Here is a 24187-nt window from a genome sequence, read left to right as displayed (position 1 = left end):
CCTACGCCCGAGAGTAGCTCACCGCGGCTTCTCCATCCACCATTCGGTGAACTCGTACGCCCGGTCCTTGTCCAGCCGGATCACCCAGAGGTTGCTGAACTCGCCCGGCGGATTCGTCAGGTACGTCGTCCAGCCGCGGACGAACGCCACACCGTCGCCGAACCCCAGCACCTCGTACTCGAAGGTCGTCTCGCCCGGCGCGTCGGCGAGGTCGATCCAGGTCTCGACGATCGCCTCCTGCCCGGCCACCGGCGGCTCGTCCGGCCGCCGGTACCAGACGGCGTCCGCGGTCCAGAGCGCGGCGATGTCCTTCGGGTCGTTGCTCTCCCACGCCTTCCGGTACCGCTGCACCCAGCGGTCGAGGTCCTTCTCCTTCATCCGATCCACCGGCCGTTCAGGACGACCGCCGCCGGTCGCGCCAGTACGCCGGGGTGCTCGCGCGGGTCCGCGTCGTACGTGACGAGGTTGCCGGCGCCGCTCAGCCCGAGGTACGCCTGCGCGCCGGTCGACGCCGCAGTGATCGCCTGCTCGACGGTCAGCCCGTGCTTGACCAGCATGTCGATCTCGCCGGCGACCGTGCCGACCACGTCGGACCCGGTCAGCACGTGCACGCCGTACCGCTCGGCCAGCGGGAGGACGGACGCGAGGTACGCCGACCGCTCCTCGCGCCGGGCCCTCCGCTCGGGGGTCTCGTCCGGGCCCGGGCTGACCGAGGCGCTCAGCGTCGGGGTCCACGCGCCGCCGCGCGCGCCGAGGACCTCCAGGTCCTGCTCGGTCAGCGCCGTACCGTGTTCGACCGAGTCGATCCCCGCCTGGATCAGGCCGGTCACGTGGTCGGTGTTGACGTGGGCCGCGACCCGGGCGTTCCGGGAATGGGCCAGCTCGACCATCGCGGCGACGAGCTCGAGGTCGTACGTCGGGCTGATCTTGCTGCCCCGGATCGGGCCGTCCGGGCCGACCTCCGGGAAGTCGCCGACGAGCTTGAGCCAGGTCGCACCGTCGGCGATCTCGGCCTCGACCGCGGCCAGCAGGTCCTCCGGGGCGACCGGTTCGTAGGCCCGCGGGAAGTACGCGCCGGCCGGGGCGAGGAAGCGGCCGGCCGCGAGTACGAGCGGACGCCCGTCGTCGGCGTTGCGCGCCAGCCGGAGCGTGACGTCCCGATTGCCACCGACGTCGCGGAGCGCGCTCACCCCGGCACCGGCCAGCTCGGCCAGTCGCTCGGCCGCGAAGTCCTCGCCGCGCAGGACCGGTCCGTCCGGCGTCGCGTCGAAGGTCAGATGGCAGTGCGAGTCGACCAGACCCGGTACGGCGTACCGGCCGGGCAGTTGCTCGCCGGCCGGATCCGCGCCGAACGTCAGGCGGGTGGTGTCGCCGGTGGGAAGCACGGTTCCTTCGAAGACCCAGGTCGTCATTCCCCCATCGTGCCCCAGATCACGTCCAGCTCGACTTGAACATGTTCAAAACTTCGGCGTACCGTCAGGAACGACAGAGATTTGAACGTGTTCAAGACGTGGGGTGGATGATGGACATGACAGTCACGACGTACCTGCTCTACCTGCTGATCGCGGTGCCGCTGACGGTCTGGGTGGCCCGGACGCTGAGCCGGTACGGGCGGATCTTCCTGGTCGACGTGTTCCACGGGAACGAGGACATCGCGGACGCGGTGAACAAGCTGCTGGTGGTCGGGTTCTACCTGCTCAACCTCGGCTTCGTGACGCTGTTCCTGCGCAGCGGGACGCCGGTCGAGAACGCCAGCGGGATCTTCGAACAGCTCAGCGTCAAGCTCGGCATCGTGATGCTGGTGCTCGGCGTGGTGCACCTGACGAACGTCTGGATCTTCAACAAGATCCGCAACCGCAGCAAGCTCGACACGATGACCCGCCCGCCGGTGCCGCCGAACGACAACGTCGCTCCGCTGACGATGACCGAGCAGGTCGCGCGGTACGGGTATTGAAGGCCGCCGGGCCATGCGTGAACTGACAGTGCTGTACGACGCCGAGTGCCCGCTGTGCCGCCGGTTCACGAAGTGGCTGGCCGGACAGCGCCCGGCGCCGGACGGGTACGGCGGGGTGGTGCGGCTGGCGTTCGTCGCGGCGGGGTCGGCGGACGCGCGGGCGCGCTACCCCGCGCTCGACCACGCGGCGACGCTGCGCGACATCACCGTGGTCGCGGACGACGGGTCCGTGTACGTCGGAGACCGCGCCTGGATCGTCTGCTTGTGGGCCACGGGGGAGCACAGGCACACCGCGGTCCTGCTCTCGAGTCCGGCGATGCGCCCGGTGGCGCGGGCGATGGTGCAGGCGGCGGCTGGGCTGCGGCGGATGAGCGGAGGTGATTACGCTGACCGGTGTGACGGACGGTGCGACCGCGAAGGGCGAGCAGACGCGTGAGCTGATCCTGACGACGGCGCTGCGGTTGTTCCGGGAGCAGGGGTACGGCCGGACCACGATGCGGGCGATCGCCAACGAGGCGGGCGTTTCGGTCGGGAACGCGTACTACTACTACGGCTCCAAGGACCACCTGATGCAGGCGTACTACGACCTGTTGCAGGAACAGCACCGCGTCGCGGTCGAGCCGGTACTCGCGGCCGAGGAGGCGTTCGTGCCGCGGATGACCGGCGTACTGCGGACCTGGCTCGAGGTGGCCGCGCCGTACCACGAGTTCGCCGGGACGTTCTTCAAGACGGCGGCCGATCCGAAGAGCCCGTTGTCGCCGTTCAGTGACGAGTCACGCCCGGCGCGGGACGCGAGCGTGGAGATCTTCCGACAGGTCGTGGACGGGTCGGACCTGAAGCTGCCGGCCGAGCTGCGGTCCGAGTTGCCCGAGCTGCTGTGGCTCTTCCAGATGGGGATCGTGCTGTTCTGGGTGCACGACCAGTCCGACGACGTACGGCGTACGCGCGCGCTGATCACACGCGCCGTACCGCTGCTGGATCGGCTGTTGCGGCTGACCCGGATCCCTGGCGTCCGTGGCGTCACGAAGGACATCGTGGCGCTGATCCACTCGATCAAGCCGTAGGGCTACTCGCCGGTGGCGCCGTCGAGGCGTTCGCGGAGCAGGTCGGCGTGGCCGTTGTGGCGGGAGTACTCCTCGATCAGGTGGATGTAGAGGTAGCGGAGCGAGTACTGCCCGTCGCGGCCGGGGCGGACGAACGTGTCATCGAGGGAGTAGTTCGCGGCGAGCTCGTCGGAGAGCCGGACGATCGCGCGGTATTCGGCGAGGTCCTGCTCGGCCTCCTCGGGTGTGACCAGGTCGAAGTCGCCGTCGGGGTGCTCCGCGGTCCAGTGCTTCGGCGGCGAGTCGTGGCCGGCGAGGGCGCGGTGGAACCAGTACTTCTCGACCTCGCTGAGGTGCCTGACCAGGCCGATCAGCGACAGGCTCGACGGGTCGGCGGTACGGCGTACCAGCTGGTCGCCGGTCAGGCCGGAGATCTTCCACAGCAGCGTGCCGCGGTGGTAGTCGAGGAAGCCCTGCAGGAGCGTACGTTCGTCGGCCGCGGTGGGCGGATCCACTCGGAAGTCGGTCACGGGCAGAAGGTACCCGTGTGACGTGCGTCCTGGGGAGCGCTCCCTCGGTGCCGTACACTGTTCGTGACGGCCCGCCCAGTTCTGCCTCGGGCCGGTGAGCGCAATCACTTTGCGCCAGCAGTCGACCACCACGCGCCGCGGCCCCACCGGCCGCGCCGGGCAGGACGACCCCCGAACTTTTGGAGTACTTCTATGGCGGCCCGCCGCCCCACGTCTACAACCACGCACAATCAATCCACGTCCCAGAGCCGCAAGCCCGCGGCCGGCGCCGCGCGCCCGGATGGTGCGCGCACCGGCGCCGCGCGCTCCGGTGCGCCCCGTCGCCGGCGCCGGTCCGGTGCTGCTCGCAACGAGCAGTCCGCCGGCCGCGTCGATGTTGCTGCGAGCAACGATCTGGAGACCCTCGGCGACGACGTCGTCGAGACCGTTGCCGTTGACAACCGTACGTTCGCGGAGCTCGGCGTACCGCAGTCGCTGATCGCCGCGCTCGCGGCCGGCGGGGTCACCACGCCGTTCCCGATCCAGGCCGCGACGCTGCCGGATTCGCTGGCCGGCAAGGATGTTCTCGGTCGCGGCCGGACCGGATCCGGCAAGACCTACGCGTTCGTGCTGCCGGTGCTCGCCCGGCTCGCCGCGAGCGGTACGAAGCGCCGGCCGAACCAGCCGCGCGCGCTGATCCTCGCGCCGACCCGTGAGCTCGCGACCCAGATCCAGGCGTCGATCACGCCGCTGGCCGACAAGCTCGGGCTGCGCTCGATGACGATCTTCGGCGGCGTCGGTCACGGCCCGCAGATCAGCGGCCTGCGGAAGGGCGCCGACATCGTCGTCGCCTGCCCCGGCCGGCTCGAGGACCACGTCCAGGCCGGGCACGCGAAGCTCGGCGCGGTGGAGATCACCGTGCTCGACGAGGCCGACCACATGGCGGACCTGGGCTTCCTGCCCGCCGTCCGGCGGATCCTCGACCTGACTCCGGCGACCGCCCAGCGGTTGCTGTTCTCGGCGACGCTGGACGCCGGGGTCGACGTACTCGTCCGGCGGTTCATGACCGATCCGGTGACGCACAGCGTCGACTCGGCCCGGTCGCCGGTTGCGAAGATGACGCACCACGTGCTGCACGTGCGGGCGGATTCGCGGCTGCCGGTGCTGGTCGATCTGACTGCCGCGCCTGGTCGTTCGCTGGTGTTCACGCGAACGAAGTACGGCGCGAAGGCGCTGACGAAGAAGCTGATCGCCCAGGGCGTCCCGGCCGTCGAGTTGCACGGGAACCTGTCGCAGGGCGCCCGTACGCGGAACCTGGAGGCGTTCTCGGACGGTACGGCGCGGACGCTGGTCGCGACGGACATCGCGGCCCGCGGGATCCACGTCGACGGCGTTACGCTCGTCATCCACGCCGACCCGCCGGTGGAACACAAGGCCTACCTGCACCGCTCCGGCCGCACGGCCCGAGCCGGCGCCGAGGGAACGGTCGTCACCCTGATGACCGACGACCAGGTCCGCGACGTCCGCGACCTCACCCGCAAGGCCGGCATCACCCCCACCACCACCAAGCTCGACCCCGGCCACCCCCTCCTGACGGAACTGGCCCCCGGCGACCGTACGTACGTAGCGCCCGCCCCCAAGGAAGCCAACCAACCATCCACCAGCCGCCCGTCCTCCGGCCGCGGCCGACGCTCTCGCACCACCCGCACCGGAGCCGGGGATGGTGGCACGAACACCACCCGCACAACCCCCACTCGCGCGAAGAACTCCCGCGCCGAGACCGGTCGCCCCCAGGGCACCGCCCCAACCCGCCCCAGCCGCCGCCGCGGCAACCGCCGCCGCCCCACCGGCCAGCAAGCCGCCTGAACCACCCCGTCCCCGGCCCAACCGGGGACCGCAATCGCCGGGCAGTCCGACAGGAGTTGACCTCCGACAGGTCGGCGAGCCGCCCCGCATGCTACCCGCCCGCACCGGCGCCGCCGCCGGTGCGGGCGCTGTGCTTGCCGCGTCCGTGGTGAGGGTGCTGGTTGCGGCAGTCGCGCCCGGGGTGGGGTGAGCGGTTCGGTGGGTGGGGGCGGATACGGTTCGGGTTGAGGGAGAGGGTGATGATGCGGGTTCGTACGGTGTTGAACGATCTGGTGCCAGGGGCGCTGGGGGTTGTCGACTCGCATGACCATTTGTTCTTTCGGTCGGCCGCGTTGCCCGTCGAGCAGGTGATGGACGACGGGGAGGCGGCGACCGCCGAGGTGCGGGCGTTCGCGGAGGCGGGTGGGCAGGCGATCGTGCAGTGGACGCCGCACGGGTTGAACCGGCGGGCCGACCTCCTGCCGGGGATCTCCACTCGCACCGGGGTCGCGATCGTCGCCGCGACCGGACTGCACCGCCGTGAGCACTACCCGGACGGGTACGTCGACAAGGTGTACGACCAGCTCGCGGAGATCTTCGTCCGTGAGCTGACCACCGGGATCGCGGACACCCAGGTCCGCGCCGGGCTGATCAAGGTCGCCGGCGGGTTCCACGTCCTCGACGCGCACGCCGAGCACGTGATGCGGGCCGCCGCCGAGGCCCACCACGCCACGAACGCCCCGATCGCCGTCCACCACGAGCTCGGTTCCGCCGCGGACGCCGTACTCGATCTGCTCGTCGACAAGCTCGACGTGCACCCGGCCGCCGTCATCCTCGGCCACTTGAACCGCTTCCCGGACCACCGCGTGCACCTCGACCTGGCTCGCCGCGGCGCTTGGCTCGCGTTCGACGGACCGTCCCGGGCGAACAACGCGACCGACCCGCACCTGATGGACTGCCTCGCCGCGCTGATCGACGCCGGGTACGCCGACCGCCTGCTGCTCGGCGGCGACACCACCACGGCCCGCGCTCGCGCCGCCACTGGCGAAGGCCCGGGTATGCCGTACCTGCTCACCCACCTCCGCCCGCGGATCACGCAGTACTTCGGGGCCGACGTCGCCGACGCAGTGTTCCGGAACAACCCAGCGCGTGCCTTCGCGACGGATTGGCGCGGGTAGCGGTACCTTCCCCGCATGAACGTGATCGCGCAGATCTTCGTTGTCGTCGCGGGGTTGTTCCATCTGGTCGTGTTTGCCATGGAGAGCCTGCTGTTCCGCAAGCCGAGCACGTACGGCCGCTTCCTGGTGAAGGAGAACGAGGTCGAGGTCGCGCGCCCGTGGGCGTTCAACCAGGGGTTCTACAACCTGTTCCTCGCGATCGGTGCGCTCGGCGGACTGATCTGGGGCGGCGACAAGGGCCACGCGATCGCGCTCTTCGCGTGTGCGTGCATGGCCGGCGCCGGCGTCGTACTGATCGCCTCCGACCGCCGGATGGCGCGCGCCGCGGCGACCCAGGCCGTTCCGCCGATCGTCGCGCTGGTGCTCGCCGCCATTCTCTAGTTGACTTAAAGCGCACTTGAGGACCGATGGTCTTCGAGTGACAGCATTCATGCCGCGACTCCGTCGCAGCGGGCCACGGGGCTCCAGCTCCCGGCCTTCCCTCGTCGCTTCGGTCGCTTCGCTCCCTGCGCTCCTCAGTCCAGGCAGGGAGGCCCCGTGACCGGAGTTGCCGAGCCCACCACCGAGACCGGTGGCGTCCTGTCCCCGCAGTACCGCGCGTTGACCGTCGGAATGGTCGCGCTGATCACGTTGACCGCGTTCGAGTCGCTGGCGGTCGCGACCGCGATGCCGACCGTGGCGCAGGCGCTCGACGGGCTCAGCCTGTACGCGCTCGCGTTCGGCGGACCGCTCGCCTCCGGTGTCGTCGCGATGGTTGTCTCCGGCACCTGGTGCGACCTGAAGGGCCCGACCCGCCCGCTCTGGCACGGTACGGCGTGGTTCCTGGCCGGGCTGATCATCGCGGGCCTGGCGCCGTCGATGGCGGTGCTGGTCGTCGGCCGGGTGATCCAGGGGTTCGGGTCCGGCCTGCTGATGGTCGCGCTGTACGTCGTCGTCGGCCACCTGTACCCGGCCCGCCTGCGCCCGCGGATCTTCGCGGCGTTCGCGACCGGCTGGGTCGTACCGTCGCTGGTCGGACCAACGATCGCGGGCCTGATCGTCGAGCACACCAGCTGGCGGTTCGTGTTCCTCGCGGTCCCGGCGATCGCGATTCCCGCGGTGCTGGTGATGCGCCCGGGGCTGGCCCGGGGGAGCGTGTACGACGTACGCCCGGGCAAGCTGTGGGACAAGCGCGCGCTGTGGGCGGTCGCGGCGGCGGTCGGTGTCGGGCTGCTGCACTACGGCGGGCAGCAGCGCGGCGTCCTGCAGCTCGTACTGCTGGCCGTCGGTCTTGCCGGGGTTGTCGTGTTCGGTCCGCGGTTGCTGCCGTCGGGGACGTTCGCGTTCGGGCGTGGACTGCCGTCGGTGATCGCGTTGCGCGGGCTGGTCGCGGCGGCCGGGTTCGGCGCGGAGGTGTTCCTGCCGTTGATGCTGACCCGGCAGCGCGGGCTGTCGCCGGCGCTCGCGGGTCTCGTACTGACGGTCAGCGCGCTGAGCTGGTCGGCGGCGTCCTGGTACCGCGGGCGTCCGAAGCAGCCGTTCTCGCATGCGGTCTTCCTGCAGGCCGGGATGGTCGCGATCGTGCTGGGGATCATCACGGCGGCGCTGACGCTCAGCCCGCAGGTGCCGATCCTGGTCGGGATCCTCGGCTGGAGCCTGACCGGGCTCGGGATGGGCACGGTGTTCCCGACGCTGTCGGTGCTCGTGCTGGAGTACTCCGAGCGCGACGAGCAGGGCGCCAACAGCTCCGCGGCGCAGCTCAGCGACTCGTTGTCAACAGCAACGATCCTGGCGATCGGCGGGTCGTTGTTCGCGGCCCTGGAACCGCATTCCGCCGTACTGGCGTACCTCGTCGCGTTCGGGCTCCCCGCAGTACTGGCGTTGCTCGGCGTACCGGCAGGACGCCGTACTAGTCCTTCGTCCCTGTGACCGCGATGCTGGCGCCGAGGCCGATGATCATCAGGCCGCCGGTGCCACCGACCAGCTCGAGGCGGCGTGGCGAGCGGGCGAACCACTCCCGCGCCGTGCCGGCCACGAACGCCCAGATGCTGTCCGAGCAGAGCGCGATCACGATGAAGATCAGGCCGAGGATCAGGATCTGCGCCCAGGCCGGGCTGCTCGCGCCCTTGTCCACGAACTGCGGCAGCACGGCCGCGAAGAACACCGCCGTCTTCGCGTTCGTCACACCGACCAGGAACCCCTGCCGGACCGTCTTCCGCCCACTGCTCGGCTTGACGCCGGTCGCGAGCGCTTCGGCCAGCGACTTCCGGGACCGGAACGCGTGCACACCGAGATAGATCAGGTACGCCGCGCCGCCGAGCTTCACCACGGTCAGCGCGATCGCGCTCGCGGCGATCAACGTCCCGAGCCCGGCGGAGATCAGGACCAGCATCAGCGTGGCGCCGAGGGTGTTGCCGAGCATCGTCAGCACGGCCTCCCGGCGCCCGACCGCGAGCGCCCGCCCGACGATGAACAGCACGCTCGGCCCCGGGACGACGATGATGATGAACGCGGTGACCGCGAACGCGATCAGATGATGAGCGGACGGCATCTCCTCAGCGTAGGTGCGACGGCGTCGCGACGCACGGGCGTATCCGGCAGGTGGTCGCTGGCCATCCGGGCGTTCGGCTGGGACACTGCGGTAACCCGGTCCCGCGCCCCCAGTGGACCGGACGTCACGGGGAGTCACGATGGCGGTGTCCGACCAGCTGGCCGAGCGGTTCCGCGCGAATCAGGAGCTGCTCGTCGGCGCTCGCGACCGCCTGCGGGCGGCGGTGGAGGCCGGTACGGCGAGTGACGACGAGCGAAGGCGGCTGGACACCGTCGACAAGCTGCTCGTCCCGGTCAAGGCCACGACGGTCGATGCCGATGGCAACGTGGTCGAGGTCGAGCGGCCGCGGCAGTTCCTGAAGGTCGACCCCGACGGAAAGGGCCGTGCGGTCGAGGTCCTCGGCGACCTCGAGCACGCGAAGCACCTGGCGGTCGTGGTCCCCGGGATGGGGAACAGCCTGGACACGTTCCCGGGCCAGTCGGACCGTGGCGAGCTGATCCGGCAGGAGGCCGGGCCGGACAGCGCTGTGGTGGTGTGGTTCGACTACGACTCGCCGCAGGGTCTCGAGGAGGCGGCGAGCAAGGAGGGCGCGATCGAGGGCGGGCCGCGGCTGGCGGAGTGCCTGGACGAGCTGGAAGAGCTGAAGGACGACGACGCGGACGTCACAGTCGTCGCGCACTCGTACGGGACTGACGTGGCGGCCGAGGCGGTGATGGAGTGCGGCGCCCGCCCGGCGCGGCTGGTGCTGACCGGGTCGCCGGGGATCGAGAAGTACGTCGACGAGGCCGCCGACTTCGTCCAGCCGCCGACCCGGTTGTTCACCGAGCGGGCGCCGGGGGACTACGTGTCGTACTCCGAGTGGCACGGGCCGGACCCGGCGACGTTCCCGGACGCGATCCGGATGGCGACCGCCGACCCGCACGGCCAGGACCCGGTGTCGGTGCACTGGCACAACGAGTACTACCGGCAGAACAGCGAGGCGCTGCGGAACGTCGGACGGGTGGTCCGGGACGACCTGAAGGCGGTCACCACGACGGACACCAGCCGCGGCGAGGAGACCAAGCTCGGGTGGGCCGTGCCGCTGAACAAGCTGTCCCACGCGGTGTCGACGCTGTACAACAAGATCACCGGCGGTCAGCGCCACGGGGTCGAGCTGGGCGACGGGATGTCGGGTGGCGGCCGGCGGGAAGGGCGTGACGGTGCGGCGGCGGCGTTCGATGGTGTCGCGGCGCTGTCCGGTACGTCGGTCGCGTCCGCGACGTCGGCCGTCGCACGGGTCAAGGCGACCATCGCGTCCCGCGGTGAGCGGTCGGAAGGGCGGCGGCGATGACGGGTGAGCGGGAGTTCCTGCGGGGCGAGCTGGTGGCGGTGGCGGAGGCCGTCGTACCAGGTCAGCGGCCTGTCGTCACGGGGGATCCTGGGCCGGTGAACCCCGGCGTACTGTTCGACGGTCGCGGGCCGGCCACCGTGTCGCGGGTGACCGTGCAGACCGGCAATCCACACGCGCCGGATCCGGGGGCCGAGGTGGAGGCCGCGGCGTCGGCGTTGCGCGCCCGCGGGTGGAGCGCGGACGTCGTACCGCCCGAGGACGGGCACTATCGGGTCGCCGCCAAGCGTGACGGGTACGACGTGACGGTGCACGCGTGGGCCACGGACTGGCGGATCACGTTCACGGGCGAGACGCCGTACGTCGATGACCTGTAGTTCAACGCGTCGTCACTTGTAGGTCACCGGGAAACGCTTGTCTCTCAGCGGTGGACCTCGATCGGCTGATCGCGCGCGTGCGGGACCTCCCGCACGACGAAGCAGTCCAGCAGGTCGACGCCGTCTTCCGGGCGCTGCCCGCCGCGGAGGCGCGGGCGCTGGCGGAGAACCGGCCCGAGCAGGTCGGCCGGTTGGACGGAGCGCCGGTCCAGCTGCGGTACCGCGCGAACCACCTGATCCTGGTCGCGGCGCAGCAACGCCTGCGGAGGCTGGACGCGAACGGGCAGGCGACGCCCGCGCAGCGAATGCGGTTGGAGACGCTCGACGAACTGCTCCAGCCGGCCGGGACCCGGCTGGACGTCGACGCTGACGGGAACCGGGTCGTCGTGGAGGTCCCGCGCCAGTTCCTGCTAGTCGAGCCCGACGGGCAAGGGCGGCTCATCGAGGTCCGGGGTGACCTCGAGAACGCGGACAACATCGCCGTACTGGTGCCGGGCATGAACAACGACCTCGAGCGAGCCCGGGCGCAGTCGGTGCGCGCCGAGGAGATCCGGCAGGAGTCAGGTCCGGGTACGGCGACCGTGATGTGGGTCGGGTACTACGCCCCGCTCGACCTGGAGGAAGGGCGGTCGACCGAGCGCTCCCGCGCGGCCGCGCCGTTGCTGTGCCGGTTCCAGGCCGGGCTCGGTGTCGTCGCACCGAAGGCGAAGGTCACGCTGATCGGCAACAGCTTCGGCGCCCAGGTGGTCGGCCGGGCGATGCTCGCCGGAGCGCGGGCCCACCGCTACCTGGTGACCGGCTGCCCCGGCGTCGACCCGAGCATCACGTTGGGCGCACAGCTGACGCCGCCTGGCTGCGAGTTCTTCGGGGCGCTGCGGGCGCGCGGAGACTATGTGTCGTACGCCGAGCAGCATGGGCCCGATCCGGCGTCGTTCCCGGACGTCGTACGGATCGCGACCGACAACGCGCAACGGCAGGTCACCGGGCACATGAGCTACTTCGCGAAGAACAGCGAGTCGATGGCGAATGTGGGCCGGGTCGTTCGCGGTGACCTCGACGCGGTGACCCTGGCCCCGCGGACGACGCCCGCCGAGGAGACCCGGATGCTGGGGGTGTCGTGGGCGGGCGCGCTGCGTACGGTGGCGCAGTCGAAGGCCGCCGTACCGATCGCGAAGGTGTTCGACGGAATCGCGACGCTGCGGAAGGTCAGTACGGCGGCGCCGCGGAAGACTGTGGCCCGTCGAGCGCCCCGAGTGGAAGGACCCGCACGATGACGCTGAGCGAGGCCCGCGACTTCCTCCGCGCCGAACTCCTCGCGGTCGCGGCCGCCGCCGTACCGGGGTACGAGGGCGTGGTCACGCAGGACGCCGGCCCGGTCAACCCCGACGTACTCTCCGACGGCGACGGTCCCGCGACGATCTGCTCGATCACCGTGGAGAACGGCCATCCGTCGATCGTCGACCCGGCCGGCCAGCTCTCGGCCGCCGTCGCCGCACTCGAACAGCGCGGCTGGCAGACATCCGTCCCGCCCGCCGAACCCCCACACCACCGGGCCTCTGCGACCCGTGACGGCTTTCAGGTCACCGTCCACACCTGGGACGGCGACTGGCGGATCACCCTGTCCGGGGAGACCCCGGAGCTTTAAGAGGTGGCGGCGCGCTCGGCTTCGCTGCGGAGGACGCAGAACTCGTTGCCCTCGGGGTCCTGCATCACGACCCAGCCCTTGCCGTCGGGATCGCGGTGGTCGCGGGCGACGGTGGCGCCGAGCGTCAGCAGCCAGGCGACCTCCTCGTCCCGGGTGGTGTCGGGGACCAGGTCGAGGTGGGCGCGGTTCTTCACCACCTTGTCGTCGTTGTTCTGCTCGAACAGGACGGTGATCCCGTCGGCGGGGACGGCGGCGTACGGCTCGCCGGGGTGGTCGTCGTCGGGGCGCTCGGCCTTCAGGACCTGCAACCAGAAGCCGGCCAGCTCGTAGGGATTGTGGGCATCGAACGTCACGGTCCGCACGCGGGAAGTCATGCGCAGAGGCTACTTCTGGAAGAGCAATCGGTCCTCGGGAATATCGCTCACCTGGTACGGCGTGAGTCCCGCCGCGGCCGCGAGTTCGGTGAGCGCCGGCCCGGTCCAGCGGTGGACGTAGATGTTCATCGGGTGGCCGCCGTACCCCGAGGTCTTGTGGGTGGACTGCTCGCCGACGTGGAACCCGAGCAACAGGAACCCGCCCGGCGCGAGCACCCGGTGGAACTCCGCGAAGGCCTGCGGTACGACGTCCCGCGGCAGGTGGATGATCGACCACCAGGACACGACCGCGGCGACCGACCTGTCCGGAAGGTCCAGCGCGGTCATCGAGCCGACCCGGAAGTCGAGGCCTGGGTGGTCGCGGCGGGCGACCTCGATCATCCCCGGCGAGAGGTCGATCCCGATCACCGGCAGATCCCGCCCGGCCAGCAGCCCCGTCGTACGGCCCGGCCCGCAACCGACATCCAGCACCGGCCGCCCACTCCCCGCGACCAGCTTGCCGACCAGGTCGAACGCCTCGACCTCCCAGTCGGCGCCGTCCACGATCAGGGCGGCGTACGAGGCCGCGACGTTGTCGTACGAGGTGCTGATGTCGTCGAGGTAGTCCACCCGGCCGACCCTAGAGCCGGCCGGGGACAGTTTTCAGGCCTTGCCCAGTGCCTGCTGCTGCCGGCCGAGGCCCTCGATCTCGAGTTCCATGGTGTCGCCGGGGGAGAGGTACGGGAACCGGCCGGACAGCGCGACGCCCTCCGGCGTGCCGGTGTTCACGATGTCGCCCGGGCTCAGCACCATGTACTGCGAGAGGTCGCGGATCAGCGCGGCCACCGAGAAGATCATGTCCCGCGTGTTCGAGTCCTGCCGCGGCTCGCCGTTCACCCACGAGCGGAGCTGCAGGTTCTGCACATCCGAGACCTCGTCGGCCGGGATCAGCGCCGGCCCGAGCGGGTTGAAGGTCTCGCAGCACTTGCCCTTCGACCACTGCCCGCCGGAGACCTCGATCTGGAACGTACGCTCGGAGACGTCGTTCGAGACCGTGTACGCCGCGACGCAGGCGAGCGCCTCCTCGTCGGTCTCGACGTACCGCGCCTGCTTGCCGATCACGACCGCGAGCTCGACCTCCCAGTCGGTCTTCACCGAACCGCGCGGGACGAGGACGTCGTCGTTCGGTCCGACGACGGTGTTCGGGTGTTTGAAGAACACGATCGGCTGCTTCGGCGGCTCGGCGCCGCCCTCGGCCGCGTGCGCCGCGTAGTTCATGCCGATGCAGACCACCGCGCCCGGCCGGGCGATCGGTGCGCCGATCCGCAGTCCCTCGACGTCGGCCGTGGGCAGTTCGCCGGCGTCGAGGGCGGCCCGGGTGCGGGCGATGCCGTCGGCGGCCAGGAAGGCCCCGTCGATGTCAGCGCTCAGTGGGGTCAGATCGTGAACGGTGCCGTCGGCGGCGCGCACGTACGGGCGCTCCTCGCCGACCGCCCCGAGGCGGAGCAGTTCCACAGGTGTCTCCCTAGGCCTGGTCGAACATGGGCCGTAGCCGGGCGCGGGAGGCCTCGATGTGCGACCGCATCGCCGCGGCCGCCTCCTCCGGGTTGCCCTTGCGGACGGCGGTCACCACTGTCTTGTGCTCTCGCAACGCCTTCGTCGCGATGCCGCCACCGTAGTACAGCCGGAACAGGTGCAGGTGGCAGTGTGTCCGCTGGAAGGACAGCCGGGCGGTCTCGTTGCCGGACAGCTCCAGCACCAGGTCGTGGAACCGCTGGTCGTGCGCGGCCATCGCCCGGTAGCTCTCGTACGACGGACGGTCCGGTACGTCGGTGTAGCTGAGCATCTCGTCCTTGAGCCGGGCGAGGTCGTCGTCACCCGCCCGCTCCGCGGCCCGTCCGGCCGCCCACGGCTCGATGTGCAGCCGGTACTCGAAGAGGTCCTCGAACTCGTCCCGGGTCAGCCGCGACGACACCCGGTACCCACGCAGTGGCTCCTTGATCACCAGGCCGTCCGACTCCAGCCGGGCCAGTGACTCGCGGATCGGGGTCTGGGAGATGCCCAGCTCACGGGTCAGCGCGTCGATGTTGAGCCGGGTGCCCGGCTCGACCACGCTGTCCATGATCAGGCCCTTGACCGTCTCGTACACGTCGTCGCTCAGCACCTGGCGCTGCGGCAGCCGGGTGAGCTGCCCGGCCAGACCTGCGTGCGCATCAGTCACCTGTCGCTCCTCCCGCTTGACCCGTCCAGTGTGAAGGGGCAGCATCTAGATGCGCAATATCCTATAGGATCTTGGAGGCTCATGTGAGTACGGCGATCGTCCGGGCCGAGGCGTTCCTGGTCGACCTCGAAGTCGAAACCGTCCGGACCGACGCCGTACAGGCGTTCCTCAAGCAGGAAACCGTTTTCGTCCGGCTGACCACCGCGGACGGGTTGAGCGGCCTCGGGTACTCGTACACGATCGGCACCGGCGGCACCGCCGTACTCGCGCTGCTCCGCGACCATCTGCTGCCCCGGCTGGTCGGCACGGACGCGCGCAACGTCGAGGCCCTGTGGTCGGATCTCTTCTGGTCCACGCATGCCACGACTGTAGGCGCGATCACCTCGCTCGCGCTGGCTTCGGTCGACACGGCCCTGTGGGATCTGCGCTGCCTGCGCGCGGGCGAGCCGCTGTGGCGGCTGGCCGGCGGGTACCGCCAGCAGGTGCCGCTGTACGACACCGAAGGCGGTTGGTTGCACCTGACAACGGACGAGTTGGTCGCCGGCGCGCTCGCGTCGCAGAAGGCCGGCTGGCCGGGGGTGAAGCTCAAGGTCGGGAAGCCGCGCGTCCATGAGGACCTCGAGCGGCTCCGCGCTGTGCGGGACGCGGTCGGGCCGGCGCTGGACGTCATGGTGGACGCGAACCAGTCGATGACGTACCCGGAGGCGCGCCGGCGGGCGGCGGCGTTCGAGGCCGTGGACCTGACCTGGTTCGAGGAGCCGCTGCCGGCCGACGACGTGACCGGGCACGTCCGGCTGGCCGCGTCGACGTCGATCCCGATCGCGGTCGGCGAGTCGCTGTACTCCGTCTCGCAGTTCCGCGAGTACGCCGCGGCCGGCGGCGCGGGGATCATCCAGGTGGACGTGGCCCGGGTCGGCGGCATCACGCCGTGGTTGAAGGTCGCGCACCTGGCCGAGACGTTCAACCTCGAGGTCTGCCCGCACTTCCTGATGGAGCTGCACGTCAGCCTCACGGCCGCCGTACCGAACGGGCGGTACGTCGAGCACATCCCGCAGCTGCGCGCGATCACGTCGTCCGAGATGGAGATCGTCGACGGGCACGCGGTCGCCCCCGACGTACCGGGTCTCGGCATCGACTGGGACCAGGACGCCATCGACGACCGCCGGGTCGGATGAAAGGGTACGGCGCATGAGCAGAGTCGACGCACATCACCACGTCTGGGACCTGACCGTCCGCGAGCAGAGCTGGATGACCGGGCCGGAGCTGGATCCGATCCGTCGTAACTTCTCGATCGCCGACCTCGAACCGCTCGCCGCGGCGGCCGGCGTCACCGCGACAGTCCTCGTGCAGACCGTCGGCCTGCTCGACGAGACGGTCGAGTTCCTGGAGATTGCTGCCGGCAACGACCTGGTGGCAGGTGTGGTCGGCTGGGTCGACCTCACCGCGCCCGACGTCGCCGACACGCTGGCGGCGCTGCAGGCCCGGCCCGACGGCTCGTACCTGAAGGCGATCCGCCACCAGGTCCACGACGAACCGGATGTCGACTGGCTGCTGCGTCCCGACGTACAGCGCGGCCTGCAAGCCGTCGCCGACGCCGGCCTGGCCTACGACCTGCTCACCAGGACCCCGCATCTGCCCGCCGCGATCCAGACCGCGCGCAACCTGCCTAACCTGCCCTTCGTCGTCGACCACATCTCCAAGCCGGTCATCGGCGATCCATTGACTCCCTGGTCCACCTCGTTGGAGGCGCTGGCCGCTCTCCCCAACGTGACCTGCAAACTCTCCGGCATGGTCACCGAGGCGCCCTGGAACACCTGGAAACCCGCCGACCTCCAGCCGTACGCCGACGTCGTCCTCAGCGCGTTCGGCCCCGACCGGGTCATGTTCGGCTCCGACTGGCCCGTCTGTCTCCTGGCCGCGTCGTACGCCGAGGTCGTGTCCACCGCAGAAACCCTCACCGCCGCATTGTCCGCAACCGAGCGAGAAGACATCTTCGCCACAACAGCGACTCGCGCCTACGACCTCTAGCTGACGGCCGCCTGTTCATCGTGGACGTTGCCTGGCAGCTACGTGGGCTTCATCGTCCACAGTGGAAGGTCTGACCACCCCTCAGGGAAGCCCATACCAGTCTCTGGAGAAATGCCGGGGATCGGTGGGAACTTCTTGACGAGCGTGCGCAGCGCCAGAGGCCAGTTCTGGCGGGGGTCGAGAGATCGGACCAGGTAGGCCAATACGGCAAGGTGGATGTAGATCTTGTTGCGTGGTTCCAGTTGGGCCGCGTGGACGAGAGTGCTCCCGACCTGTGAAGGATTGAACTTTCCAGGCTTGTAGGTGGGCTGACGGTTCCAGAGCCGGGAGTGGTGGGCGCAGAGATTCCGGAGGTAGTTCACGTCTCGCAGCCAGGCTGCCAGGAGCGGACCGCCACGGATGCCGATGTCATTGGCGATCGTGTTCTGGTCGTGCTTGTTCAGCAGACCGAACAGCCGGCTCAATGCCCCGAAGTCGAAGAACTCGACCGCGATCCAGACCGGCATATGGCCGTCGTACTTCTCTTTGTGGTGTACGACGTACTCCTCGTTGCGAGCCTCGTGTTCGAGAACCTCGTACTTGGCGAGCCACTGGTCGAACGCGTCCAGGCCCGTCTGCTGCCCGCCCACTCGCGCGGGTCGAGAGCAAGCATCAGCGTCGAGACTGCCGCGGTGGACATGTCCGAGGCGATCTCGAAGTCCCACGACGTAAGCGAGTCGGCTCCGAAGCCCGATCTCCACAGTCTCGATCGCGTCGAGGCAGACCAATCGGAGTTTCCGGTCGAACCTCCAGAGAGCCTCTACGTGGTCCAAGGTGATGCCGTCACGGATGCTGTCCGAGCGGTACGGCCCATTCGCCGGCCGACCGTCCAAACTCTCCTGACGAAACTCCCGGAAGGGGTAGATATATGCGGAGAGTCGGTAGTACCCGACCGTTTTCAACAGCTCGATCGCAACTGCTTCGTCGGCGCAGGCGAGCCCGCGACCAACTATCTGCGCCAACTGCTGCTCATGCGTCAGATGCGGCTTGGTGTACTCCGCCATACGGTGGTGATGCCCCCATAAGAAAACCGGCCCTTGTTGGCACGAAGCCAACAGCGGGGCCGGTGTTGATGTCCTTATCATAGGCCTTTCGTCGCGCCTACGCAAAGTGACTGGCAGCATCGCGGACGGCATCATGACGGGCTCTGCGCGGACGCCGAGAGGACAACGAAGATGGAGCTCCGAGCGTTGGAACGGCAGGCGGGTGCATTTCAGCAGCCCGTCGACGCTGACGGGATCGTGGCGATCTGTCGCCGCGCTTTCGGAGGTGACGCGGATCCGGTGGTGGCGGTCGAGCTGGGGTACGGCGGTTACAACAACGTGTACCGGATCGAGCTGCCCGAGCCGGTGATTCTGCGGGTGGCGCCCGAGGAGGCCGTGCAGTTCAGGTCCGAGCTGCAGCTGATGCGGAACGAGTACGCGAGCGTCCCGTGGCTGACGCCGATCGCTCCGCTGATGCCGCGGGTGCTGGCCGTCGACTGGTCGCAGGACGTCGTCGGCCGCGACTGGATGATCCAGACCTGCCTGACCGGTCTACCCGCCCCGGAACACCTCGACCGCTATCCACGCTCCGGCCGTACGACGTTCTTCCGCCAACTCGGAGCGATCACCCGCACCGTGCACGACGTACACGGTCCGTCCTTCGGCCGCGTGGACAATCCGTCGTACGGGCGTTGGAGCGACGCCGTCATCACCAGCTTCCTCCAGATCGCCGACGACCTGGAGCACGCCGGCCTCGACGCCACCGACGTACGAACCGCCGCCGACCTGTCCGCCCACGGCCGCGCAATCCTGGACGAAGTCCGCGAACCACGCCTCCTCACCGGCGACCTGTGGACCGTCAACTGCCTACTCGACCCCGCCGCGCCCGAACCCCGGATCACCGGCGTCCTGGACTTCGACCGCACCGAGTTCGGCGACCCCGCCGCGGACTGGACCATCCGCATGGCCCAAGCAAAACCCGACGAACGCAAGGCCTTCTGGGACACCTACGGCCCCCTGGACCCCTCCCCGTCCGCCACCTGGCGCGCAGCAATCTACAAAGCCCGCCACCTGGCCGCCGTCCGCCTAGAACGCCACCGCCTGAACAACCCGACCGCCGTCCACCAAAGCTTCGACGACCTGTCAAAGCTCCTCACCGACCTGACCTAACCGTTCAGCTGCTGCGGCGACCCGACCGTGAGGCGAAGCTGTCGAGCGCGGTGATCACCTCGCGGGCGATCCAGGCGCGGTCGCGCTTTCCGGTCGAGATCTGCTGCAGAATCTCGGCGTCGACGAGTTGGTCGACGGCACGCTGGGCGGCCGGCTGTGACACGCCCAGGTGCTGCTGGATGTGCGCAACGGTGACGGCCGGCTGGCTCAACAGGTGGGGCAGGAGACGGCGGGCTGCCGAGCCCTTCCGCGAGGGAAGCGTCTGCTGCCAGTCGTCGTAGATGCCGATGAGATCGGTGACCAGCCAGCGACCGTTGCCGACAGCAGCGAACGCCGCACGGCCGAACTGCGTGATGATCGGGGCCGGATCACCCTCACGGTACGAGCCGAGCGCCGCGAAGTACGCGCGGGTGTCGGTGAGCAGACCTGCCGAGAGTGGGACGGTCAGGCGCCGGGTGACCCCGGACCTACGGAGCATCGCGTGCACCAGCGTGCGTCCGGTACGACCGTTGCCGTCGTTGAACGGATGGATCGTCTCGAACTGGGCGTGCGCGATCGAAAGCTGTGTAAGGACTGGGATGTCGGTACGTCGACAGAACGCGACCAGGTCCTCGAGCAGCGCCGGAACACGTTCCTGCCGGGGCGGAACGAACGTCGCGGTGTGCGGAGTCGGCCCGCCGCCGATCCATACCTGCCCGTCCCGGATCATGCCCGGGCGGGCGTAGGACTGATCGTGCATGAGGGCGCGGTGTGCGGCGAGGATCGAGCCGACGCTGAGGTCGTCGGCGAGACCGATCGCCTTCTGCATGGCTTCGACGTTGGCTGCGACCAAGCGAGCGTTCTGGCCGGCGGATTCGTTCAGCGTGGCGATCGCCAGCGCCTTCGCCCCCGCGGTGACGCCTTCGATCTGCGACGACGACGCCGACTCGGTGCGCAGCAGGACGACGGCGAGCGGCGCGAGTTCGCCGTCGGCCGCGGGGAGTGAGGCGGCCAGTTCGGCGTCGAACCGGGAGATCTCGATCAGTGCGTCCTCGGCTGCGGCGGCGACGTCGGACGGGAGGTCGAACTGCTGGCCGGCGATGTCCGGTGGAATCGACGCGAGGTACGAACCCCGCGCCGCCGCGCGCTCGCGCCGGGACATCGGCTGACCGGCCGCGTCCCACTCGCAACGCTCCCAGCCGACAGATAGTTGGTTCACATCGTCCACTGTATAACTTTGTTGAAATAAAGTTATACAGGACTCAGGTTCGCGGGACGAACTCGACGCGGACGCCGAGGAGGCGGATGGGGCGGTGGAGGTCGAATTTGTCCAGGAGGGTCTGGGCGGTGGTGGCGATGACTTCGGGGTCCTGGGTGGGGGAGGGGAGTTTGCGGCTCTTGATCGGGGTGTAGAAGTTGACGAAGCGGAGTTTGACCCAGACGCGTTGGATCGTGCGGCCTTCGGCGACGACTTCCTGGGTGACTTCGACGGCGATGCGGCGGAGTTCGCGGGCGACGGACTCGCGGTCGGCGAGGTCGGTGGGGAACGTTTCCTCGTGGCTGCGGGAGACCGGTTCGCGGGGGACGTCGGTGAGTTGGGTGTCGCCGAGGCCGCGGCCGAGGGCGGCGTACCAGGTGCCCATCTTGGGGCCGAAGCGTTTCTTCAGTACGTCGACATCGGCCGCGGCGAGGTCGGCGACCGTCAGCAGGCCGAGTTCGTTGAGGTTGTGCTCCATCCGGGCGCCGATGCCCCAGAGATCGCGGACCGGGCGGTGGTCCATCACCTCCCGCCAGTTGGCGGCGGTCAGGCGGTAGATGCCGGTGCGTTCCCCGGCGGCCTTCGCGAAGTTCGTGGCCAGCTTGGCGCGAGTCTTGTTGTCGCCGATGCCGACGCAGCAGGTCAGCCCGGTCCGCTCGAGTACGGCGGCCCGCAGGTCGGCGGCGAGTCGCTCGGGATCGTCGGTCGACGCGCCGACGAAGCACTCGTCCCAGCCCCACACCTCGACCACCACCGGGAACGTCCGCAGCGTGTCCATCACCTCGGCCGACGCCGCGTCGTACGCCTTCGGGTCCGACGGCAGGAACACCGCGTCCGGGCACTTCTTGTACGCCGCCCGCACCGGCATCCCGGAATGCACGCCGAACGCGCGGGCCTCGTACGACGCGGTGGCGACCACCTGTCGTGGCAGGGTCGGATCGCCCGAACCACCCACCACGACAGGCAGCCCGCGAAGCTCAGGCCGGCGCCGGATCTCGACGGCCGCGATGAACTGATCCATGTCCACGTGCAGGACCCACCAGCTCATACCTCACAGGTAACCACATCAGCTGGACGCACTGGAGTACGTCAGCACGCCGCGCCGCCACACCAGCCGCACCAGCAGCAACGCCACGACGGACAGCCCGAGGCCCAGCGCCACCGGTGACCACCCGAGGTCGCCGGCCAGCGCCCGTACCGGGAACGTCGTCGCGAACGCCACCGGGAACGCGAACGTCAGGAACGTCCGTACCGCCACCGGAAAGAACACCAACGGGTACCGCCCGGCCTCCACCATGCTCAGGAACACGATCCCGATGGGGTTCACCGACTGCAGCCAGAACGCCAGGAACGCCAACGCCGACCACACGCACGTCAGCAGCACCAGCCCGCAACACATCAGCACGAAGGCTTGTACAACCTGTCCAGGTCCGATGCTGAGGCCGGCCTGCACCAGCCCGATCACGAGTACGACGATGCCGCTCGCGACGTTCGTCAGCTCGGCGACGTTGATCCACCGCAGCGTCAGGTAGAACTGGCTCGACACCGGCCGCAGCAGTACGCCGTCCAGCTCGCCCTCGGTGAGGTACGTCGTCATCCGGTTCAGGTTCGGCGCGACGAACGTGGCGATCAGCCCGGTGACGATCTGGAACACGCCGACCAGCGCGATCACTTCCGCCCGTGTCCACCCGTGCACCTCGGACGTGAACCCGAACAGCAGCAGCGTCGGCACGATCCCCAGCCCGAGCTGCACCAGCCCGACCAGCAACGTGGTCAGGAAGTGCGCCCGGTAGTGCGTCTCGCGGACGACGGCCTGCAGGAAGAACCGCCGCCACAGCTTCACGTGCAGCCAGATCCTCATGCGCCCACCGCCGAGTACGCGCGGATCCCGGCCGCCCAGACGACCCGGGAGAGTACGCCGAGCACGACGACGTACCCGAGCTGGAGTCCGAACCCGGCCAGCAATTCCCGCCCGCTGAGCTGACCCGCGACGATCTCCACCGGGAATGACACCGTGTACCGGAACGGCTGGTGGTCGACGAACCCACGCGACCACGACGGCATCAACGCCAGCGGTACGACGGAACCGGACAGCACACCCGACACGATCACGCGGGCCTGCACCAGCGCGCTCACGTCGTCCATCCAGAACGCCAGCGACGCGATCAGGATGTCGATCGTGAACGTCAGCATCGCGCCGAACACGATGCTGACCGCGAACAGGGCCCAGCGCCCCGGACCGGCCGCGATGTTCATCGAGTCCCGGAAGATCCACCAGACGATCCCGATCATCGGCACCAGCGCGATCAGCTTCAGGAACTTCTCCGACAGGTTGTTCGCGACGAACCCGACCAGCAGCGACGCCGGCCGGATCATCCAGCTGGACAGCTTGCCGAGCCGGATGTCCTGCGCGAGGAACCCGGCCATCCACGACGACGTCGCCATCGTGACGAAGCCGAGCAGCACGAAGTACGTCGTCACGTACCGCTCGTCGACCGGCAGCTGCGCCCCGCTCGCGAGCGCGGTCCGCCAGATCAGCAGCGAGATGATCGGCACGCAGATGTTCGCGAGCATGAAGATCACCCACGCCGCGCGGTACACGGACTGCTGCGCGATCTCGGCCGCCGTCATCCGCCGTACGACGCGGAGGTTCCGCGCGATCGTGCTCATGAGGCGTCGCCGAGCGTGCTGCGGTGCAGGAACAGGTCCCGCATGATGTCCTCGATGTCGGCGTCCGCGACGTCCAGGTCGACCAGCGGACCGAGCTGGATCAGCTGCTCCAGCACCGCACCGGTGCGCTCCCGGTCGGCCTCGAGCTCGACGGTCGTGCCCGAGAACGCGGTCACCCCGTCGAGCTGACTCGCGTCGACCGGTGTCGCGTACGTCGCCCGTACCAGCTTGCGCGGTTGCGCCGTACGGACCAGATCGTCCAGGCCGCCGTCGAACTGGAGTCGGCCGTGGTCGATGATCATCACCCGCGAGCAGAGCGCCTCGATGTCGTCCATGTCGTGGCTGGTGATCAGGATCGTGGTGCCGCGGAGCCGGTTGACGTCGGCCAGGAACGAGCGGACCCGGGCCTTCGCGACCACGTCCAGCCCGATCGTCGGCTCGTCCAGGAACAGGATCTCCGGGCCGTGCACGAGCGCCGCCATCAGCTCGAGCTTCATCCGCTCACCGAGCGAGGTCTTCCGGACCTGCACGTTCAGCAGGTGCTCGACCTCGAGCAGTTCGGCGAGCTCGGCGACGTTCCGGTCGAACTCCGCGGTGGACAGCCCGTACATGTCCTTGTGCAGCAGCAGGCTCTCCATCGCCGGGACGTCCCACCACAGCATGGTCTTCTGGCCCATCACCAGCGCGATCCGGCGCAGGTAGTCCGGTTTGCGGTCGGACGGGGTGTGGCCGAGGACCTCCAGGTCACCGGCGGTCGTGTAGAGCAGACCGGACAGCATCTTCAGCGTGGTCGTCTTACCGGCGCCGTTCGGGCCGAGCAGCCCGACGACCTCGCCGCTGCCGATCGTGAACGAGATCTTGTCGACGGCGAGCCGGGTCTCGTACTTGCGCCGTACCAGGCTCTTCAGCGCGCCGCCGAGTCCGGCGCGCTGCTGATGGAACGTGTAGGTCTTGGTCAGGTCATGTGCCGCGATAACAGGCGTCACGAAATGCACCGCTTTCGAGAGAATGTCGGGACCGGGCAGCGTCAACGCGTAAACGCGCAGAGCGCAGGCCTCGCACCTCAGCCGAAATCAAC

The 24187-nt window shown here is 69.4% G+C and carries 28 protein-coding genes; 14 read left to right on the top strand and 14 right to left on the bottom strand.

All coding sequences use genetic code 11. The annotated features are described in order from the left end of the window. Positions 1-18: 18 nt before the first annotated feature. Together ACFV9C_RS00750 and ACFV9C_RS00745 are read right to left on the bottom strand one after the other, a co-directional pair. Positions 19-378 carry a YybH family protein gene (locus ACFV9C_RS00750; RefSeq protein ID WP_380189561.1) on the bottom strand — a complete coding sequence of 120 codons (360 nt, stop codon included), beginning with the start codon at positions 376-378 and terminating at the stop codon, positions 19-21. Then, positions 375-1412: an amidohydrolase family protein gene (locus ACFV9C_RS00745; RefSeq protein ID WP_380189559.1), complete on the bottom strand. Its 1038-nt coding sequence runs from the start codon at positions 1410-1412 to the stop codon at positions 375-377. Before ACFV9C_RS00745 ends, ACFV9C_RS00750 begins: the two co-directional genes overlap by 4 nt. Positions 1413-1528: 116 nt before the next feature. Here ACFV9C_RS00745 and ACFV9C_RS00740 point away from each other — a divergent pair, with 116 nt between their 5' ends. The 3 genes from ACFV9C_RS00740 to ACFV9C_RS00730 are packed head-to-tail and all read left to right on the top strand — an operon-like array spanning position 1529 to position 3018. Continuing rightward, entirely contained in the window at positions 1529-1954 is a 426-nt protein-coding gene (locus tag ACFV9C_RS00740) for a hypothetical protein (RefSeq protein WP_380189557.1), read from the top strand. 13 nt (positions 1955-1967) lie between these two features. Then, on the top strand, positions 1968-2390 hold the full coding sequence (locus ACFV9C_RS00735) for a thiol-disulfide oxidoreductase DCC family protein (protein WP_380189555.1): 423 nt from the start codon (positions 1968-1970) through the stop codon (positions 2388-2390). Continuing rightward, entirely contained in the window at positions 2350-3018 is a 669-nt protein-coding gene (locus ACFV9C_RS00730) for a TetR family transcriptional regulator (RefSeq protein WP_380189553.1), read from the top strand. Before ACFV9C_RS00735 ends, ACFV9C_RS00730 begins: the two co-directional genes overlap by 41 nt. Positions 3019-3020: 2 nt before the next feature. Here ACFV9C_RS00730 and ACFV9C_RS00725 read toward each other — a convergent pair whose 3' ends face one another. Continuing rightward, positions 3021-3527: a DinB family protein gene (locus ACFV9C_RS00725; protein ID WP_380189551.1), complete on the bottom strand. Its 507-nt coding sequence runs from the start codon at positions 3525-3527 to the stop codon at positions 3021-3023. Between the two features lie 192 nt (positions 3528-3719). Here ACFV9C_RS00725 and ACFV9C_RS00720 point away from each other — a divergent pair, with 192 nt between their 5' ends. The 4 genes from ACFV9C_RS00720 to ACFV9C_RS00705 all read left to right on the top strand — a co-directional run bounded on the left by ACFV9C_RS00720 (position 3720) and on the right by ACFV9C_RS00705 (position 8437). Then, on the top strand, positions 3720-5372 hold the full coding sequence (locus ACFV9C_RS00720) for a DEAD/DEAH box helicase (protein WP_380189549.1): 1653 nt from the start codon (positions 3720-3722) through the stop codon (positions 5370-5372). A 239-nt stretch (positions 5373-5611) separates the two neighbouring features. After that, positions 5612-6529 carry a phosphotriesterase gene (locus ACFV9C_RS00715; RefSeq protein ID WP_380189547.1) on the top strand — a complete coding sequence of 306 codons (918 nt, stop codon included), beginning with the start codon at positions 5612-5614 and terminating at the stop codon, positions 6527-6529. Positions 6530-6544: 15 nt separating this feature from the next. Then, positions 6545-6910 carry a DUF1304 domain-containing protein gene (locus ACFV9C_RS00710; RefSeq protein WP_380189545.1) on the top strand — a complete coding sequence of 122 codons (366 nt, stop codon included), beginning with the start codon at positions 6545-6547 and terminating at the stop codon, positions 6908-6910. 156 nt (positions 6911-7066) lie between these two features. Continuing rightward, positions 7067-8437, top strand: coding sequence for an MFS transporter (locus ACFV9C_RS00705; protein ID WP_380189543.1), 1371 nt, complete (start codon positions 7067-7069; stop codon positions 8435-8437). Here the strand turns inward: ACFV9C_RS00705 and ACFV9C_RS00700 are convergent. Continuing rightward, on the bottom strand, positions 8418-9059 hold the full coding sequence (locus ACFV9C_RS00700; protein ID WP_380189541.1) for a LysE family translocator: 642 nt from the start codon (positions 9057-9059) through the stop codon (positions 8418-8420). The genes ACFV9C_RS00705 and ACFV9C_RS00700 overlap by 20 nt on opposite strands. A gap of 139 nt (positions 9060-9198) precedes the next feature. On the opposite strand from ACFV9C_RS00700, the gene ACFV9C_RS00695 reads away from it, so the two are divergent. Genes ACFV9C_RS00695 through ACFV9C_RS00680 form a run of 4 tightly spaced genes read left to right on the top strand, consistent with a single transcriptional unit; the run spans position 9199 to position 12408 of the window. Continuing rightward, positions 9199-10389: an alpha/beta hydrolase gene (locus tag ACFV9C_RS00695; RefSeq protein WP_380189539.1), complete on the top strand. Its 1191-nt coding sequence runs from the start codon at positions 9199-9201 to the stop codon at positions 10387-10389. Further along, positions 10386-10763: a hypothetical protein gene (locus tag ACFV9C_RS00690; protein WP_380189537.1), complete on the top strand. Its 378-nt coding sequence runs from the start codon at positions 10386-10388 to the stop codon at positions 10761-10763. Before ACFV9C_RS00695 ends, ACFV9C_RS00690 begins: the two co-directional genes overlap by 4 nt. Positions 10764-10813: 50 nt before the next feature. After that, positions 10814-12037 (top strand): alpha/beta hydrolase, encoded by a 1224-nt coding sequence (locus ACFV9C_RS00685; RefSeq protein WP_380189535.1) that lies wholly within the window; start codon positions 10814-10816, stop codon positions 12035-12037. Continuing rightward, on the top strand, positions 12034-12408 hold the full coding sequence (locus ACFV9C_RS00680; protein ID WP_380189533.1) for a hypothetical protein: 375 nt from the start codon (positions 12034-12036) through the stop codon (positions 12406-12408). Before ACFV9C_RS00685 ends, ACFV9C_RS00680 begins: the two co-directional genes overlap by 4 nt. Here ACFV9C_RS00680 and ACFV9C_RS00675 read toward each other — a convergent pair. The 4 genes from ACFV9C_RS00675 to ACFV9C_RS00660 are packed head-to-tail and all read right to left on the bottom strand — an operon-like array spanning position 12405 to position 14982. Continuing rightward, positions 12405-12782 (bottom strand): VOC family protein, encoded by a 378-nt coding sequence (locus ACFV9C_RS00675; RefSeq protein WP_380189531.1) that lies wholly within the window; start codon positions 12780-12782, stop codon positions 12405-12407. The two genes, ACFV9C_RS00680 and ACFV9C_RS00675, sit on opposite strands and share 4 nt — an antisense overlap. Before the next feature lie 9 nt (positions 12783-12791). Continuing rightward, positions 12792-13391: a class I SAM-dependent DNA methyltransferase gene (locus ACFV9C_RS00670; RefSeq protein WP_380189529.1), complete on the bottom strand. Its 600-nt coding sequence runs from the start codon at positions 13389-13391 to the stop codon at positions 12792-12794. A 33-nt stretch (positions 13392-13424) separates the two neighbouring features. After that, positions 13425-14276, bottom strand: coding sequence for a fumarylacetoacetate hydrolase family protein (locus ACFV9C_RS00665; protein ID WP_380189527.1), 852 nt, complete (start codon positions 14274-14276; stop codon positions 13425-13427). Between the two features lie 10 nt (positions 14277-14286). Continuing rightward, a complete protein-coding gene (locus ACFV9C_RS00660) occupies positions 14287-14982 on the bottom strand; it encodes a GntR family transcriptional regulator (protein WP_380189525.1) in 696 nt (231 codons plus the stop codon). 71 nt (positions 14983-15053) lie between these two features. On the opposite strand from ACFV9C_RS00660, the gene ACFV9C_RS00655 reads away from it, so the two are divergent. After that, a complete protein-coding gene (locus ACFV9C_RS00655) occupies positions 15054-16157 on the top strand; it encodes a mandelate racemase/muconate lactonizing enzyme family protein (RefSeq protein WP_380189523.1) in 1104 nt (367 codons plus the stop codon). 13 nt (positions 16158-16170) lie between these two features. Further along, complete coding sequence (locus tag ACFV9C_RS00650; protein WP_380189521.1) at positions 16171-17010, top strand: amidohydrolase family protein; 840 nt, start codon at positions 16171-16173, stop codon at positions 17008-17010. Positions 17011-17048: 38 nt separating this feature from the next. Here the strand turns inward: ACFV9C_RS00650 and ACFV9C_RS00645 are convergent, their stop codons facing one another. Further along, positions 17049-18053 (bottom strand): Abi family protein, encoded by a 1005-nt coding sequence (locus tag ACFV9C_RS00645; protein ID WP_380189519.1) that lies wholly within the window; start codon positions 18051-18053, stop codon positions 17049-17051. A 171-nt stretch (positions 18054-18224) separates the two neighbouring features. Here ACFV9C_RS00645 and ACFV9C_RS00640 point away from each other — a divergent pair, with 171 nt between their 5' ends. Further along, positions 18225-19202 carry a phosphotransferase family protein gene (locus ACFV9C_RS00640; protein ID WP_380189517.1) on the top strand — a complete coding sequence of 326 codons (978 nt, stop codon included), beginning with the start codon at positions 18225-18227 and terminating at the stop codon, positions 19200-19202. 4 nt (positions 19203-19206) lie between these two features. Here the strand turns inward: ACFV9C_RS00640 and ACFV9C_RS00635 are convergent, their stop codons facing one another. From ACFV9C_RS00635 to ACFV9C_RS00615, 5 genes are read right to left on the bottom strand one after another with little or no spacing between them, the layout of a single operon-like run. Then, positions 19207-20400: a Fic family protein gene (locus ACFV9C_RS00635; protein WP_380189514.1), complete on the bottom strand. Its 1194-nt coding sequence runs from the start codon at positions 20398-20400 to the stop codon at positions 19207-19209. 43 nt (positions 20401-20443) lie between these two features. Then, positions 20444-21487: a DNA polymerase IV gene (locus ACFV9C_RS00630; RefSeq protein WP_380189512.1), complete on the bottom strand. Its 1044-nt coding sequence runs from the start codon at positions 21485-21487 to the stop codon at positions 20444-20446. Positions 21488-21505: 18 nt separating this feature from the next. Further along, on the bottom strand, positions 21506-22300 hold the full coding sequence (locus tag ACFV9C_RS00625; RefSeq protein WP_380189510.1) for an ABC transporter permease: 795 nt from the start codon (positions 22298-22300) through the stop codon (positions 21506-21508). Further along, complete coding sequence (locus ACFV9C_RS00620) at positions 22297-23109, bottom strand: ABC transporter permease (protein WP_380189508.1); 813 nt, start codon at positions 23107-23109, stop codon at positions 22297-22299. Before ACFV9C_RS00620 ends, ACFV9C_RS00625 begins: the two co-directional genes overlap by 4 nt. Next, positions 23106-24095: an ATP-binding cassette domain-containing protein gene (locus tag ACFV9C_RS00615; RefSeq protein WP_380189505.1), complete on the bottom strand. Its 990-nt coding sequence runs from the start codon at positions 24093-24095 to the stop codon at positions 23106-23108. Before ACFV9C_RS00615 ends, ACFV9C_RS00620 begins: the two co-directional genes overlap by 4 nt. Positions 24096-24187: the final 92 nt, after the last annotated feature.

It is taken from the genome of Kribbella sp. NPDC059898 (assembly GCF_042730855.1).
In the GTDB taxonomy this organism is placed as follows: Bacteria; Actinomycetota; Actinomycetes; order Propionibacteriales; family Kribbellaceae; genus Kribbella.
The sequence above is the reverse complement of the archived record's forward strand: the minus strand, read 5'-3'. Positions and strand labels throughout refer to the sequence as shown.

Bases quoted from the DNA above. Each gene is read 5' to 3' on its own strand.
- ACFV9C_RS00710 (WP_380189545.1), top strand. From the start codon at position 6,545: ATGAACGTGATCGCGCAGATCTTCGTTGTCGTCGCGGGGTTGTTCCAT.
- ACFV9C_RS00620 (WP_380189508.1), bottom strand. From the start codon at position 23,109: ATGAGCACGATCGCGCGGAACCTCCGCGTCGTACGGCGGATGACGGCG.
- ACFV9C_RS00640 (WP_380189517.1), top strand. From the start codon at position 18,225: ATGGAGCTCCGAGCGTTGGAACGGCAGGCGGGTGCATTTCAGCAGCCC.
- ACFV9C_RS00690 (WP_380189537.1), top strand. From the start codon at position 10,386: ATGACGGGTGAGCGGGAGTTCCTGCGGGGCGAGCTGGTGGCGGTGGCG.
- ACFV9C_RS00700 (WP_380189541.1), bottom strand. From the start codon at position 9,059: ATGCCGTCCGCTCATCATCTGATCGCGTTCGCGGTCACCGCGTTCATC.
- ACFV9C_RS00750 (WP_380189561.1), bottom strand. From the start codon at position 378: ATGAAGGAGAAGGACCTCGACCGCTGGGTGCAGCGGTACCGGAAGGCG.
- ACFV9C_RS00735 (WP_380189555.1), top strand. From the start codon at position 1,968: ATGCGTGAACTGACAGTGCTGTACGACGCCGAGTGCCCGCTGTGCCGC.
- ACFV9C_RS00645 (WP_380189519.1), bottom strand. From the start codon at position 18,053: ATGGCGGAGTACACCAAGCCGCATCTGACGCATGAGCAGCAGTTGGCG.
- ACFV9C_RS00630 (WP_380189512.1), bottom strand. From the start codon at position 21,487: ATGAGCTGGTGGGTCCTGCACGTGGACATGGATCAGTTCATCGCGGCC.
- ACFV9C_RS00680 (WP_380189533.1), top strand. From the start codon at position 12,034: ATGACGCTGAGCGAGGCCCGCGACTTCCTCCGCGCCGAACTCCTCGCG.
- ACFV9C_RS00695 (WP_380189539.1), top strand. From the start codon at position 9,199: ATGGCGGTGTCCGACCAGCTGGCCGAGCGGTTCCGCGCGAATCAGGAG.
- ACFV9C_RS00720 (WP_380189549.1), top strand. From the start codon at position 3,720: ATGGCGGCCCGCCGCCCCACGTCTACAACCACGCACAATCAATCCACG.
- ACFV9C_RS00650 (WP_380189521.1), top strand. From the start codon at position 16,171: ATGAGCAGAGTCGACGCACATCACCACGTCTGGGACCTGACCGTCCGC.
- ACFV9C_RS00625 (WP_380189510.1), bottom strand. From the start codon at position 22,300: ATGAGGATCTGGCTGCACGTGAAGCTGTGGCGGCGGTTCTTCCTGCAG.
- ACFV9C_RS00745 (WP_380189559.1), bottom strand. From the start codon at position 1,412: ATGACGACCTGGGTCTTCGAAGGAACCGTGCTTCCCACCGGCGACACC.
- ACFV9C_RS00715 (WP_380189547.1), top strand. From the start codon at position 5,612: ATGATGCGGGTTCGTACGGTGTTGAACGATCTGGTGCCAGGGGCGCTG.
- ACFV9C_RS00675 (WP_380189531.1), bottom strand. From the start codon at position 12,782: ATGACTTCCCGCGTGCGGACCGTGACGTTCGATGCCCACAATCCCTAC.
- ACFV9C_RS00740 (WP_380189557.1), top strand. From the start codon at position 1,529: ATGACAGTCACGACGTACCTGCTCTACCTGCTGATCGCGGTGCCGCTG.